The following is a 14424-nucleotide window of genomic DNA, read 5'->3' as shown; positions in this document are numbered from 1 at the left end:
AGTCGTTGACATGCCCACATGCTAACACCGGCAACAAGACCACAATTTCAGTAGCGGTGTCCGCTCAGCCACAGCACGGCGCGCATGGTGCCAAAGGCCAGCCAGTCCAGCGCGCGCTGGTGCCAGGGCCGCTGGCGCAGCGCCTGCACGCTCAGGGCGCGCGCCGCCGTGTGCAGCAGGTGGCGCAGGTGGCGCTGCAGCTGGAGCGCCAGCGCGCGGTCGGTGGTGACGATGTTGGCCTCGCGCGCCAGCAGCAGGCTCAGCGGGTCCAGGTTGCTCGACCCGACTGTGGCCCAGCGCCCGTCCACCACCGCCACCTTGGCGTGCAGCGCGCTGGGGGTGTACTCGTACAGCTCCACGCCGCGCTGCAACAGGTAATGGTGTACCGGGCGCGCCGCGTGGTATTGCAGAAAGTGCTCGTAGCGCCCCTGCAGCAGCACCCGCACCCGCACTCCGCGCTGCGCCGCGCGCACCAGCGCCTGGCGCAAGCGCCGCCCCGGAATGAAGTAGGCGTGCGCCAGCAGCACCTCGTGCCGCGCCGTGGCCAGCGCCTTGAGGTAGGCTCGCTCGATGTCGTGCCGGTGGCGCACGTTGTCGCGCAGCAGCAAGGCGGCGCGGGCATGGGGCACCCGCCGGCGCAGGCCCGGCGTACCCCACGTGGTGCGGTCGTCGTCTGGCCAGCCTGAGCGCCAAGCCTGCCACGCCGCACGCAACGCGCGCTGGCGCACCCGCTGCACCGCCTGAACCCGCCACCACACGCGCTCCATCGCTTCCTGCATCTCGGCCACCAGCGGGCCGCTCACCTGCAGCGCAAAATCCAGCCGGGGCCACGCCAGCCGCCCCAGCGCCACGTCGTTGCGGTCGTCAATCAGGTTGATGCCGCCACAGAACCCCACCGCCCCGTCCACCACGCACAGCTTGCGGTGCAGGCGACGCCAACGGCTCGGAATCAGCAACCCCACCCGGCCCAGCGGCGCATAGACGGCACACGCCACCCCGGCCCGCGTCAGCCGCTCCCACCACGGGCGTGGCCAGTGCGGCGTGCCCACGCCGTCGGCCAGCAAGCGCACCGCCACGCCCCGGCGCGCCGCGCGCTCCAGCGCCAGCAGCACCGGCAGCACCGCATCGGCACAATCCAGAATGTAGGTTTCCAGGTACACCGTGCGCCGCGCCCGTTCGATCGCCTGCACCAGTGCCGGAAACAGCGCCGCCCCGCCCTGCAACAGGCGCAACCGGTGCCCCGGCCGCAACACCGCCCTCGCCATCTCAGCGCCCGCTCAACCGAACGCCAGCTCCGCCACCAGCGGCAGGTGGTCGGACATGCGCGCCCAGTCGCGCCCCCGCGGCACCTGCGCCGACACCAGCCGCAGCCCGCGCGTGTAGATGCGGTCCAGCTGCAGCAGCGGCAGGCGCGACGGGTAGGTGGCCAGCCGCGCCGCCTCCAGCGTGTGCAGGCCCAGCGCGGCCATCGGGCGGTGCAGCCGCACGCCCCAGTCGTTGAAGTCGCCCGCCACCACCAGCGGCGCATCGGGCGGCACCTCGCGCGCCACAAACTGCCCCAAGCGCTGCACCTGGCGCTCGCGGCTGGCGTGGAACAAGCCCAGATGCACCACCACCACGTGCACCGGCAGGCCCTGCAACTGCAGGCGCACATGCAGCAGGCCGCGCTGCTCCAGCCGGTGGTCCGACACGTCCTCGTGCCCCACCCCCAGCACCGGCCAGCGCGACAGCAGCGCGTTGCCGTGCTCGCCGTGGCGCGTCACGGCGTTGGTGCGGTACACCGCCTCGTAACCCGGTGGCGCCAGGTAGGCCGCCTGCTCCACATCGGGCCAGTGCGCAAACCGCTGCTGCAGCTTGTGGTGGAAGCGGCGCACCTCCTGCAGGCACACCACATCGGCCTGCAACCCGGCCACCGCCTGCAGCAGGTTGTGGATCTCCAGCCGCTGCACCGGCCCCAGGCCCTGCACCCCCTTGTGGATGTTGTACGTGGCAATGCGAACGGTGTGGGCGTGACTCATGGCACAGATGATGCCAGCAAAACCGACACCACCCACGTGCAGGCCACCACGCACCCAACAGCAGGCCCAACCCCCTCTACATTGAAAAGACGGATCGACAAAGCCCGAGAAATTGCAGAAATTCATTGATTTTTCGGCCTTTACCCCCTAAAGTTTGCCCATCGGTCTACCGAAAGAACCAGTAACGAGCCCGTGTCAGGGCTACGTGGTCAAACCCAGCACAGGGCTGGACTTGACACCGGCATCAGGCCGGTACTGTTCCACACGAGGAGTAATCATCATGGCTATGGGTATCAACACCAACGTTCAATCCATCAACGCACAGCGCATGGCTGCCAAAGCCCAAGAGTCGTTGGGCACTTCCATGGCCCGTTTGTCGTCTGGCCTGCGCGTCAACAGCGCCAAGGACGATTCCGCTGGCTTGGCCATTGCCGACCGCATGGACTCCCAATCGCGTGGCATGTCCGTGGCTATCCGCAATGCCAACGATGGTATTTCCTTGACCCAAACCGCTGAGGGCGCATTGGGCAACATCGGCAACATGCTGCAACGCATGCGCGAGTTGACCGTGCAAGCCGGTAACTCGACCCTGAGCGCCACCGACATCAGCGCGCTGAACAAAGAGTACGGCCAACTGGCTGCCGAAATCAGCCGCACCGTGTCGGCCACACAGTTCAACGGTCAATCCGTGTTAAACAGCACCGCTGGTGTGGGTTTCCAAGTGGGTGCCAACGGCACCGCCGACCAATTCATTACCATTGGTTCGGGTGACATCAACGGCGCTGGTGTCACTGCTGTGGCTTCTGCCACGGCTGGTGCGCTGGTCGCAGCAACTTCTGCTGGCAACGCCAACACCGCCACGCTGTCTGCCATTGACTCGGCACTGGCACTGGTGAACGAACGTCGGGCCAGCTTGGGGGCGATTCAAAGCCGTTTCGATAACACCATTTCCAACCTGCAAACCTCGGTGGAAAGCCAAAGTGCTGCCCGTGGCCGCATTGTGGATGCCGATTTTGCTGCGGAATCTGCCAACTTGAGCAAGTCGCAAATTCTGCAACAAGCCTCCACCGCCATGATTGCACAAGCCAACCAGTTGTCGCAAGGCGTGATGTCTCTGCTGCGTTAATTCGCCAGAGCTTCCTCTCTGCAACCGGCTCTGGTCTTTTTCCAGAGCCGGTTTTTTTATAGCCGTGGCATACTTAGCCCCACACTACATTCTTATTTTTAGCTACAGGAGTCCATCATGGCCGGCATTTCTTCCACAGGTATTGGCAGCGGTCTGGATGTCAAAAGCATTGTTTCGCAACTGGTGCAGCTGGAAAGCAAGCCCCTGACGCAGTTGCAAAGCAAAGGCAGCAAACTCAGCAGCCAGATTTCCACCTGGGGCACCATCAAATCGCAGCTGTCGGCGGTACAGGATGCCTCACAAAAATTGATGGGCTTGTCCAGTTGGAATGCCCGCTCTTTCAAATCAAGCAGCGAAACCGCCGTTTCAGGTTCTGCGGCAGAATCGGCTGTGGTCGGTTCTTTTAACGTATCGGTGTCGCAGCTGGCACAAGCTCAATCAGTACGCAGCAATTTTTCCAGCCCTATCCCTGCTGGCGGTGCTGTTGGCGGCACCTCGGGCAATCTGCAAATTTCTTTGGGTGCATGGGCTGATGCCAGCACTTTTAACGCGTCCGGGTCTCCGGTTACTGTCAACATCGACAATACCGACAACCTCAGTACCATCGCAGGCAAAATCAACACTGCAGGCGCAGGGGTAACTGCGACCGTCATCAGCGTGGGAGGCAACGACCAACTGGTCATGCGCAGTAACAACACTGGTGCCAACATGGCCTTCAAAATTGAGGCCTTTGAAGGTGCTGACCAAAGTACGCCCATTACCACCAACACCGGCATTGGGGCGTTGGCCTACACTGGCACAGCCGCCGGTTATGGCATGCAACGCTCGCAAGAAGGACTAGATGCACAGGCCACTATTGAAGGTGTGGCAGTTACCTCGGCCTCCAACACACTCAAAGATGCGGTACCGGGCTTGACCCTTAACCTGCAACAAACCACTGGGGCCACACCCGCCACCATTACCGTTGGCAACGACACCAAACCTGCCAAAGAGGCGGTGGAGGCTTTCGTCAAGGCTTACAACGCCATTGTCAGCAACTTATCCACACTCACCAAATACGATGCCGACACCAAAACCGCCGGTGCGTTGCAAGGTGATGGCACGGCCACAGGTTTGCTCAATACCCTCAAAACCATGGTGGGCAGCACTGGCCCAGCAGGCACCACCTTTGGCCGCTTGAGCGACGTAGGGCTGGAACTGCAACGTGATGGCACCCTGACCACCAACGCCACAAAATTGACATCGGCGCTGACCAAACCAGAAGATTTGAAAACCTTCTTCTCGGCGGCGGGTACCACCAACACCGATACTGGCATGGCACGTCGTTTTTACGACTATGCTTTTGGTGCCAACGGTGTGGAAGGTTTGTTGTCAGGACGCAACAACGCCTTGCAACAAGCTGTTAGCCGCAACCAGAACGACATGGACAGAATGCAAACACGCATCAACAAGACAGAAGACCGTCTCTACAAGATGTACAGCGCACTGGACACCAAAATCTCCAGTCTCAACTCCATGAGCAATTACGTTACACAACAAATCTCGGCGTGGAACAACAACAACTCCAACAACTGATCCCAAATTTACCCCCTCAAAGCCCCGTTTATCGGGGCTTTGTCTTTGGTGCAGCCAGACAACAATGCCAACACATCCAGTCACTCTCAGGCACACAGCAGAGGCGTCTTGAAAGTGTGGCAGGCATCTGTTTTTTTCTGTTTCAAGGAGCTTTACTATGGCCATGGGCATCAACACCAACGTCATGTCGATCAACGCACAGCGCCAAGCGGCCAACTCGCAAGCTGCGCTGGGCACCGCTATGGCCCGCTTGTCTTCGGGTCTGCGCGTCAACACTGCCAAAGACGATGCAGCAGGTCTGGCCATTGCCGACCGCATGGACACCCAATCGCGCGGCATGACGGTGGCCATCCGCAACGCCAACGACGGTATTTCTTTTACCCAAACCGCTGAAGGAGCATTGGGCAACATCGGCAACATGCTGCAACGCATGCGCGAATTGACGGTACAGGCCGGCAACTCTACCCTGAGTTCAACCGACGTTTCTGCCCTGAACAAAGAATATGGTCAGTTGGCGGCTGAAGTGGCACGCACCATGTCTGCCACCTTGTTTAATGGGCAAGCGGTATTGACAGGTGGCGGTGTCGGTTTCCAAGTGGGCGCCAATGGCACCGCAGATCAATTCATTACTATTTCGTCTGCCGACACCAACGTCAGTGCTTTGTCTGGTGTAGCATCTGCCAGCGCAGGTGCATTGGTTGCAGCAACCTCGGCGGGCAATGCCAACACAGGCACACTGGCGGCTCTTGATGCTGCTTTGGCCTTGGTCAACGACCGCCGTGCCAGCATCGGTGCCATTCAAAGTCGTTTTGACAACACTATCTCCAACCTGCAAACCTCCATCGAAAGTCAAAGTGCCGCCCGTGGTCGCATTGTCGATGCCGACTTTGCCGCCGAATCGGCCAACCTCAGCCGCGCCCAAATCCTGCAACAGGCCTCCACCGCCATGATCGCGCAGGCCAACCAAGTGCCGCAAGGTGTCATGAAGCTGTTGAACTGAGTCTTGTTTTCACCATCCCACGGGGCCGTGTACCCGTGGGTTTGTGATAAGGTTGGGCTCTGCCTTAGATTGTTCAGGGCCGTTGCTTCTACACTTTTTTCACATGCAATCAGCCTCGTCACACCCCACAGCAGATCGTCGTGGTCGCACCTTAGCTGCTCCTTTCTATATTCAAACCGCGTCGTTTGGTGACAACAATGCAATGGCAGCACGCCTGCATAGGCTGTGCGATACGCTCAACCAGCTGGGTTACGAGGCTTACGTGTCAGGTACCGTTCAAACCCACGGTGGTTTGTGGACCCCGCAACTGACCCCTCAGATACAAGCTGCACACTACCGCGCAGGACGTATTCCGGTCACGGTCAGGCTGGGCAATGCAGGAACCGGAACAACACACGCTGGCTTGCTCGTGGAATACGTGTCAGAAGGCTTTTTTATTGACGGCGTGGAACAAATGCAGGGGGAAGCCCGGTTGTTGCCACCCAGCACGCCCACAGTCGCGTCAGAGACGGTCACGCTGCGCCTGCCATCGGCCAACCCAGAGCTGTTTTATACCGACCCCAGCTCACCACGCAACGGCAACGCATTGCTGTATGCCGAATTGCTGCACACCTACGATTGCACCCCACGGCCTGAGCACGCACACGCCACAGACATTTCACCCGTCATTGCGGGAAAACTGTCAGAAATTGAAAGAGCCACCTTGCTGCGGCAAGCGCCTTGCCTGTACGCCTACGAAACCGGCACCATTGTGACCGAAGCACGGTTGTGCGGTTGCCCTGTCATTTACGTGTCCAATGACCGCTCGCTGATCACAGCGCCACAGGGTTACTGGGACACCCAAGGCACCGTTTGGAACCAAGACACACTGACGGACGCGCAAACCGCTACGCTGCGCACTGAACTGGACGACTTTGCCGCACGTTACCAACAAATGGTGGTTCATTCCGAGGCCGATGTGCGGCATTTTGCGGAACGTGCTAACACTGTGGCCCAAACCTTGACACTGGCACAAGCGTGGCCAGGTGCGGTGCTGGAACCTCTTGAAGAATGGGCTATCGAGAAGAAAGAACGTGCCCGCTGGGCCGATGCCACCAAATACCGCCACTTACAAGAACAATACCAAATCTGGCGCAAACGCAGCTCATTGCGCGAAATTGATGCCGACATCTACGCAGAGCATGTGGCTTCGGGCACGCTGCCAACCTTTGAGGTTCTGCTCTACGCCACCCACACCGACATGGAGGCGATAGCCTCCAGCCTGGACAGCCTAGAACACAACTTCTGGAAACCTACTCACATTACAGTGATTGCACCCGTTTCCTGTCCGGTCAATGAAGAAGAACTGGGCGGACATTTGCGGTGGATACAACACGATGCAACAACCCCACTGGCCATGGTGGCCAGCCCCGCCCCGTGGACACTGTTGCTGGAAGCAGGCACCACACTGGAGCCCCATGCATTGGTGGAATTTGCACTGAGCGCGCGCGATGCTTCCATTCAACTGGTGTACTGCGACGACGATCAGCCTGGCCCCGACAACAACGGCCCCGTGCCACACTTCAAGCCCGATGCCAACATTGAATGGCTGCGCGCCTTTAATTACCTGGGTTCGGCCATTGCCGTACGCAGCAGCGTTTGGTTTCAGCAATCCAACCCCGGCCACATGGGCAACAGCTATGGGTTGGCCATGCAACTGCTGGCCCAGCATGGCAAAGCCGCTGTAGCACACATCGACACGGTACTGGCACACAGTACAGGCCAAGCAGCGGCGCATACAGAAGCCGACGAAATGGCGCAGTTGCAGGCATTTTTGCAACAGCAACAACTGCACGCCAGCGTGCAACCCGGCCAAACCTGGGGCACTCGCTTGGTGGAATACCACCCAAAAACACCACACCGCGTATCTGTCATTATCCCAACCGGACACCAGTTGGGGTACTTGCAATGTTTGTTGCGCTCGCTGGAAGCGTTCAAAGACCCACAATTGACCGAAGTGGTTTTGGTAACACAAGAGACCCAATACGCGACCACCTGTGAGGCCATTGCAGAGCCCGACATTGCACAGCTGTCGGTGCCCATTCGCGTGGTGCAAACGCCCGACGGTCACTACAACCACGCCGCCGCACTGAACGCAGGTGCCGCCGTGGCTACAGGCAATTTGCTGCTATTTGCCGATGACGACACCGAAGCCCTGCACAGTTACTGGCTGCAAACCCTGTGCGCTTATATGGAGCAAAGCGACATTGGCTGTGTGGCACCACGCCTGACGTTGCAAGTGCAAAAAGATCCTCGTCTGGTGGGCGGGCCAATGATTGCTGGGTTGCTCAACAGCACAGCTCCCTATCTGGGTGAACGCGGCCTGCTGGAAGAACAAGGGGTGTACTCACGCCTGCAAACCGCGCAAGACGTGACCACCGTGGCGGGCCATTGTTTTCTGACACGCCGCAGCCTGTGGCAAAGCCTCAACGGCTTCAACACCACCGAGTTTTCGCTGTACTACACCGTGCTGGATTATTGCCTGCGCGCTGGTTATGAGGGTTACCGGCATGTGTGGACTCCCATCAGCAATGTCTTGCACCAAGGCAGCAAAACGGTGGCTTTCTTGGCCTACGATCCAGAAAAATCGTTGTACCTGCAAGGCCAAGCCATCACTGAAAAAGAACACCTCTTGCGTCGCTGGGGCTCTACTTTAGCGCGTGATGGTTGTTATAACCGCCATTTGTCGCTGGTGCGCGCTTACGACATTGAAACCGATATCGTGATCGATTGGCACCGCTCGCGCAAAGACCGCCCTACCGTGCTGGCACTGCCCATTTCCAGTGGCTCAGGCCAATACCGTGTGGTTGAACCGCTGCATGCGGTACAAAATGCAGGATTGGCCAAGACCTGCGTGGTGCTACCCATGGTCAACCGCAACGTGCGTACACCCACAGCCATCGAATTGGCACGTGCCAATCCAGACCGCTTGATAGTTCAGCACAGTATTGCCGATTTGCAATTCAAATTGTTGCGTGAATACCGTCTGGTGTGCCCAGAACTGTTCATTGTTCAAATGGTGGACGATTTGTTGCGGAATCTGTCCAAACACCATCCAAACTACAACATTCACCAGCGCGAAGGCGATACACGTATGCGCGAAGCGTTAAGTCTAAGCAATCGGCTGATTACCTCAACGCAACCTCTGGCAGATTTTTACCAAAAATACTGCGACGACGTACACGTCATGCCCAACTGCCTAGATGAAGAAGATTGGGGCATTTTTTACCATGGCCCTCCTCCAGAAAGGCAACGGCTGCGCGTAGGTTGGGCGGGTGCTGCACAGCATCTGGGCGATTTGCAAATGATGACCGATGTGGTCGCAACTTTAAGTGACAAGGTGGATTGGATCTTCATGGGCATGTGTCCAGACGATTTGCGTCCTTACATCAAAGAATTTCATCCATTTGTTTCTTACAGGCAATACCCCAAGAAGCTGTCATCTCTTGATCTCGATATTGCTATCGCACCATTGGAAGATAACCAATTTAATGAGTGCAAGAGCAACCTACGCTTGCTTGAATATGGTGCGATGGGATGGCCTGTGGTGTGCTCGGACGTGTATCCGTTTCGCGTTGCGAACCCGCCTGTGTACAAGTGCAAGAACAACTCGAAAGAGTGGCTGGAAAATATTGAAGCCTTAATAAACAATCGCGAATTAAGGGTACAAAAAGGCAAACAACTCCACGAATGGGTCGAAGATAATTTCTACATATCTAAGAATGCCCATGAATGGCATCGAAAAATTTTTGAATAAGTAAATCATGAACCATATTTTTTGCATTGCCCACAAAGAGATTACCTACAAACTTCCAGAGAATACCACCATTATCTGGACAGGCCACAATCAGGTGGATTGCGATCAAGATCTCAAACAATACCGATTGCTGGACGCATCGCATGAGATTGAGTTCTTCTACCCATTCTTATCTGGTTCCGCAGGAACATTTGCAATTCTGGAGCTGTTCCTAAATAAGAAGTTAGACATCTCGGTTCACGAAGACTCAATCACCATATTTCAATACAGAAAATTTCTGCATCCCAATTGCCTAGGTGAACCTTCATCCAACTACCCTGGCATGAAGGTCATTAAAAATACCAGCAACACCAAACCCGATCCATTTGATGGTGTTTCGTTGCCAGACATTTTAATATCACGGCCTGTCAACATAGGCAATTTATACTGGCAGTATTGCAACGTTCATCGTCCTGCTGATTTACTGAAATACACTGCAATAGCTTTGGATCTTGGAATTTTATCTCCAACAGATTCTTTCAACTTTTTAAATTGCGATGTTTTGATCCCCGGGGGCTCGGAATTCGGAACGCTGCCTGCATTTATCTTTCTAAAAGTAATGTCTAAACTTGAAGATATTTGCATAAACTTCATCAAAACCAACCATCCAGCCGATTTAAGTCAATACCAAAGGCGTGCTCTTTCATTCTGCAATGAAAGAATGGGAAGTTACTTACTCATGAAATACTTGAGCGAAGAAAATATTTACATTGAAGATAATATGGTGGGCAATATACATTGCGTCACCACTGATCAGCAGGACTACTGGGCCAGCTACTAAAATTTTATTTTGTTTTTTAGTTTTTTCTTCTTCAATCCGCACCTTCACCACAAAGGACACAGACGATGCAAAGCCTGACTTGTACAGAATTCCTGAAGATTCAGGATATTTACGATGGTTCATTGACCATCGCTGTGGGTATTCCGGAAAGCATGGCATTGGTAGAGCACGCCAAAAATATCGTTGAAGATATTTTCGAGAATCAGATTGATTCAATTTCCGCAGAAGACTTTCCTGATGTGCAACAATTTGTACATAAAGCTAAACAAGCCAAATCCAGGTTTACCAACGACAGTTTGACACGTGAGATTTTGGTTGAGTTGATCAAAAAACGATACTCACAAACCAATTCAACCGGTTTGCTCTATGACGTGCCACGGCTCAGAATTGTTCCGAACTCTGATTTTTTGTCCAGTGGTATTTCGTACAACTACAAAGCTCACCGAGACACGTGGTACGGAGGAGGACAAGAACAGATCAACCACTGGATGCCCGTAGCCAATGTGACGCCACAATCGACTTTTTATATTACACCAGAATATTTCCACAAACCTATTGGTAACAATTCAGAGATTTTTGATCTGGATGAATGGGATACCAGATACAGGATTTTAGCAGAACAGAATATTGGCGAAGAAAATCGACCCCACCCTGTTCCTACCGAAGCGTTACCGGATGAGAAGAACTACTACATTTTGCTTCCGGTTGGCACTGAGTTCGTATTTTCTGGACACCATTTGCACGGATCGGGCAAGAATACCACCAACAAAATTCGGTTTAGCGTTGATTACCGTGTAGATCCTGTTGCATCTTCAGAGTATCACCCTCCGGTTAATTTGGATTCGAGAGCCACAGGTAACTACAAAAAGTACATGTTTGAAGTCAAATAACCCTTAAACTTATCAAAAAACAACATGACAAAAAGAAACATTACTGCCGAAGAACAGAAATACTACAGTTTGATTGAAGAAATCAAACAAGAGAGTCCTGCCCATTTGCTGACAAGCTCTCCTATGTTGTTCAGTAACCGAATCACCGTTCAATCGCTGATCTCCAGATACGAACTGTACAAGATGGTGCAGGAAATTCCGGGTGATATCGTGGAATGCGGTGTGTACCAAGGCAATTCTTTTCTTTGGCTGGCGCATCTTTCCGTAATTCTGGAACCATACGCCATCAACCGAAAATTTATCGGTTTTGATACTTTTGAGGGTTTCTCTAGCATTGATGAGAACAACGATCCGAAAGACATCAGCAGCAATAATTTTTCTGACACATCGTTCAGCGTGATTCAAAAATCGTTGCAAGCTATTGATGTGCTGCGTCCCGTCAATAAAATCAAGCGTTTTGAACTGGTCAAGGGAGATATTACCGAAACCGTGCCAAAGTACATTGAGGACAATCCAGCATTCACTTGTGCCATGCTGATCTTGGATACTGACCTGTACAAACCCACACTGACGGCATTGGAACACATCATACCCAACATGCCCAAAGGGGCTATCGTTGTTTTGGATGAATACAATTATCAAAACTTTCAAGGTGAGACAAAAGCATTGAAAGACTACAAAGCATTGGGCAACTTCAGAATCAAAAGATTCAAATACGACAGTTGCTTGGCTTACTTTGAAATATAATTTCACCATATTTCAAAACCACTCCCCCTTTTCAAAATGAAAGCTGTTATTCTTGCTGGTGGTTTGGGCACCCGCATTTCAGAAGAAACGCATCTGAAACCCAAGCCTATGATTGAAATCGGGGGAAAACCGATTCTGTGGCATATCATGAAAATGTATTCCGCCCACGGAATCAATGATTTTGTCATTTGTTGTGGCTACAAAGGCTATTTAATCAAAGAGTATTTTGCCAATTACTTCTTGCACATGTCGGATGTGACTTTTGACATGGTCAGCAATCGGATGGAAGTGCATGAAAAGAAGGCCGAGCCTTGGCGTGTCACATTGGTCGATACTGGCGAAGACACGATGACAGGGGGACGGTTGAAGCGTGCCGCCAAATACTTGGAAGGCGATGAAGCTTTTTGCTTTACCTATGGCGACGGTGTGGCCGACGTAGACATTGGTGCCAGCATCCGGTTTCACCAGCAGCACGGCAAGCAGGCCACGGTCACGGCGGTACTGCCACCGGGCCGTTTTGGTTTGCTGGAGCGCGATGGCGATACCGTGCGCGGCTTTACCGAGAAACCGCGTGGCGATGGCAGTTGGATCAACGGGGGGTTTTTTGTGTTGTCGCCCCAAGTGATTCACACCATTGAAGGTGATCACACCAGTTGGGAAATGGAACCCATGGCCACACTCGCCGCCCAAGGTGAATTGCGCGCTTTCGAGCATTCGGGCTTTTGGCAGCCTATGGATACCTTGCGAGAAAAAAATCTGCTGGAGGATCTGTGGAACAGCGGCAAAGCCCCCTGGAAGCGGTGGTGATGAACCATTCACCCCTGCCCCACCCGGATTTTTGGCGCAACAAGCGCGTACTGCTCACAGGCCACACCGGCTTCAAGGGCGCTTGGCTGGCATTGTGGTTGCAACGGCTGGGCGCGCACGTGACCGGCATCGCTTTGCCACCTACCACTGCGCCAGCACTGTTTACGCTGGTGCAAGCCGAACAGCACATAGACAGCCACTTGTGCGACATACGGGACGCGGCATCGGTAGCGGCCATTGTGCGGCAGACGCAACCCGAGGTGGTGTTGCACTTGGCGGCCCAAGCACTGGTGCGCCCCAGTTACGCCCAACCGCTGGAAACCTTCAACACCAACGTCATGGGCACCGTCCATGTGCTGGATGCGTTGCGTGACCTGCTCAGCGTGCGGGTGGCGGTGGTCGTAACCACCGACAAGGTATACCGCAACCAGGAATGGGCCTACCCGTACCGCGAAACCGATGCACTGGGCGGGCACGATCCTTACAGCGCCAGCAAAGCCGCGACCGAACTGGTCACGGCCAGCTACCGCTCGGCCTTACTGTCCGCGCAAGGTGTGGCGGTGGCCACGGCTCGGGCGGGCAACGTGATCGGCGGTGGCGACTGGTCACAAGACCGGCTGTTGCCCGATGCCATACGTGCTTGGGAACACGGTGGGGCATTGCACATTCGCCACCCCCAGGCCACCCGCCCTTGGCAGCACGTATTGGAACCACTGGCGGCTTACCTGCGGCTGGCTGAAGTGTTGTGGCAACAACCACAAATGGCAGGTGCCTACAATTTTGGCCCATGGCCACACGAGGCCGCCACGGTGCGGCAAGTCATCGAACAAGCGCGAATCGCTTACCCACAAGCCCAGGTGGTGTACGGCACCTCGGAACACGGGCCACACGAAGCCCAATCGCTAGCCCTGGAAACAGCACATGCCCACCAGGTGCTGGGCGTGCGTCCGCGCTGGTCGCTGGCCACCGCTATTGCACGCACCACAGGGTGGTACAGTGCCTTGTGCCAAGGTGCCGATGCGCGTGCCTTGTGTTTGGCCGACATAGACCATTACCTCGCTTCCGACACCTAACACATGGGCCGATTCACCCTCTCCTCCACCCCGCTGCACGGGCTGGTTGCCATTGAGCGCCAACCACTGCGCGATACGCGGGGCTTCTTGGCCCGGCTGTTTTGTGCCGAGGAGCTGGCCAGTGCAGGCTGGCACTGGCCGATCGCACAAATCAACCACACCCACACCGCACAGCGTGGGATGGTGCGTGGCTTACATTACCAATGCCCGCCTGCGGCAGAAGCTAAACTGGTCACTTGCCTGCACGGCGCTGTGTGGGATGTGGTGGTGGATGTGCGCGCCAACTCACCGACTTTTTTGCAATGGCACGCACAAGAATTGTCGGCCTCCAACCACGCGGCGTTTTTAATTCCACCTGGCTGTGCCCACGGGTTTCAAGCTTTGGAAGACGGTGCCGAACTGCTGTACCTGCATTCAGCGCCCTACACCCTCACCTGCGAGGCCGCCTTGAATGTGCGCGATCCGCGCTTGGACATTGCGTGGCCACTGCCGATTGCCGATTTGTCACCACGCGACGCGGCCCATCCCATGCTGGATGCCAGCTTCAGCGGCGTGTGTTTGTGAGGATATCA

General features: G+C 55.5%; 12 protein-coding genes. 10 read left to right on the top strand and 2 right to left on the bottom strand.

What is annotated here, in order from left to right:
- Window positions 1-47 precede the first annotated feature (47 nt).
- Both clsB and CON76_RS07365 read right to left on the bottom strand, forming a co-directional pair.
- Window positions 48-1265, bottom strand: a complete 1218-nt coding sequence (clsB, locus tag CON76_RS07370; protein WP_101102720.1) for a cardiolipin synthase ClsB — start codon at window positions 1263-1265, stop codon at window positions 48-50.
- A gap of 12 nt (window positions 1266-1277) precedes the next feature.
- Window positions 1278-2018: an endonuclease/exonuclease/phosphatase family protein gene (locus tag CON76_RS07365; protein WP_101102743.1), complete on the bottom strand. Its 741-nt coding sequence runs from the start codon at window positions 2016-2018 to the stop codon at window positions 1278-1280.
- 280 nt (window positions 2019-2298) lie between these two features.
- Here CON76_RS07365 and CON76_RS07360 point away from each other — a divergent pair, with 280 nt between their 5' ends.
- From CON76_RS07360 to CON76_RS07325, 10 genes are all read left to right on the top strand, one after another.
- Entirely contained in the window at window positions 2299-3144 is an 846-nt protein-coding gene (locus tag CON76_RS07360; protein ID WP_101102719.1) for a flagellin N-terminal helical domain-containing protein, read from the top strand.
- A gap of 117 nt (window positions 3145-3261) precedes the next feature.
- Window positions 3262-4719 carry a flagellar filament capping protein FliD gene (gene fliD / locus CON76_RS07355; RefSeq protein ID WP_101102718.1) on the top strand — a complete coding sequence of 486 codons (1458 nt, stop codon included), beginning with the start codon at window positions 3262-3264 and terminating at the stop codon, window positions 4717-4719.
- A 157-nt stretch (window positions 4720-4876) separates the two neighbouring features.
- Window positions 4877-5719, top strand: coding sequence for a flagellin N-terminal helical domain-containing protein (locus tag CON76_RS07350; protein ID WP_101102717.1), 843 nt, complete (start codon window positions 4877-4879; stop codon window positions 5717-5719).
- Window positions 5720-5822: 103 nt separating this feature from the next.
- A complete protein-coding gene (locus CON76_RS07345) occupies window positions 5823-9515 on the top strand; it encodes a glycosyltransferase (RefSeq protein ID WP_101102716.1) in 3693 nt (1230 codons plus the stop codon).
- Window positions 9516-9522: 7 nt separating this feature from the next.
- Window positions 9523-10335, top strand: a complete 813-nt coding sequence (locus CON76_RS12845; protein WP_145995372.1) for a hypothetical protein — start codon at window positions 9523-9525, stop codon at window positions 10333-10335.
- A 65-nt stretch (window positions 10336-10400) separates the two neighbouring features.
- Complete coding sequence (locus CON76_RS12840; protein ID WP_145995371.1) at window positions 10401-11225, top strand: phytanoyl-CoA dioxygenase family protein; 825 nt, start codon at window positions 10401-10403, stop codon at window positions 11223-11225.
- Window positions 11226-11249: 24 nt separating this feature from the next.
- Window positions 11250-11972, top strand: a complete 723-nt coding sequence (locus CON76_RS07340) for a TylF/MycF/NovP-related O-methyltransferase (protein ID WP_101102715.1) — start codon at window positions 11250-11252, stop codon at window positions 11970-11972.
- A 36-nt stretch (window positions 11973-12008) separates the two neighbouring features.
- Window positions 12009-12779, top strand: a complete 771-nt coding sequence (rfbF, locus tag CON76_RS07335) for a glucose-1-phosphate cytidylyltransferase (protein ID WP_101102714.1) — start codon at window positions 12009-12011, stop codon at window positions 12777-12779.
- Window positions 12779-13852 (top strand): CDP-glucose 4,6-dehydratase, encoded by a 1074-nt coding sequence (gene rfbG / locus CON76_RS07330; RefSeq protein WP_101102742.1) that lies wholly within the window; start codon window positions 12779-12781, stop codon window positions 13850-13852. Before rfbF ends, rfbG begins: the two co-directional genes overlap by 1 nt.
- Window positions 13853-13855: 3 nt before the next feature.
- A complete protein-coding gene (locus tag CON76_RS07325) occupies window positions 13856-14416 on the top strand; it encodes a dTDP-4-dehydrorhamnose 3,5-epimerase family protein (RefSeq protein ID WP_101102713.1) in 561 nt (186 codons plus the stop codon).
- Window positions 14417-14424 lie beyond the last annotated feature (8 nt).

Source organism: Macromonas bipunctata (assembly GCF_002837135.1).
GTDB lineage: Bacteria > Pseudomonadota > Gammaproteobacteria > Burkholderiales > Burkholderiaceae_C > Macromonas_A > Macromonas_A bipunctata.
This window is presented reverse-complemented; position numbering and strand designations above follow the sequence as displayed.

Bases quoted from the DNA above. Each gene is read 5' to 3' on its own strand.
- clsB (WP_101102720.1), bottom strand. From the start codon at position 1,265: ATGGCGAGGGCGGTGTTGCGGCCGGGGCACCGGTTGCGCCTGTTGCAG.
- CON76_RS07365 (WP_101102743.1), bottom strand. From the start codon at position 2,018: ATGAGTCACGCCCACACCGTTCGCATTGCCACGTACAACATCCACAAG.
- CON76_RS07360 (WP_101102719.1), top strand. From the start codon at position 2,299: ATGGCTATGGGTATCAACACCAACGTTCAATCCATCAACGCACAGCGC.
- fliD (WP_101102718.1), top strand. From the start codon at position 3,262: ATGGCCGGCATTTCTTCCACAGGTATTGGCAGCGGTCTGGATGTCAAA.
- CON76_RS07350 (WP_101102717.1), top strand. From the start codon at position 4,877: ATGGCCATGGGCATCAACACCAACGTCATGTCGATCAACGCACAGCGC.
- CON76_RS07345 (WP_101102716.1), top strand. From the start codon at position 5,823: ATGCAATCAGCCTCGTCACACCCCACAGCAGATCGTCGTGGTCGCACC.
- CON76_RS12845 (WP_145995372.1), top strand. From the start codon at position 9,523: ATGAACCATATTTTTTGCATTGCCCACAAAGAGATTACCTACAAACTT.
- CON76_RS12840 (WP_145995371.1), top strand. From the start codon at position 10,401: ATGCAAAGCCTGACTTGTACAGAATTCCTGAAGATTCAGGATATTTAC.
- CON76_RS07340 (WP_101102715.1), top strand. From the start codon at position 11,250: ATGACAAAAAGAAACATTACTGCCGAAGAACAGAAATACTACAGTTTG.
- rfbF (WP_101102714.1), top strand. From the start codon at position 12,009: ATGAAAGCTGTTATTCTTGCTGGTGGTTTGGGCACCCGCATTTCAGAA.
- rfbG (WP_101102742.1), top strand. From the start codon at position 12,779: ATGAACCATTCACCCCTGCCCCACCCGGATTTTTGGCGCAACAAGCGC.
- CON76_RS07325 (WP_101102713.1), top strand. From the start codon at position 13,856: ATGGGCCGATTCACCCTCTCCTCCACCCCGCTGCACGGGCTGGTTGCC.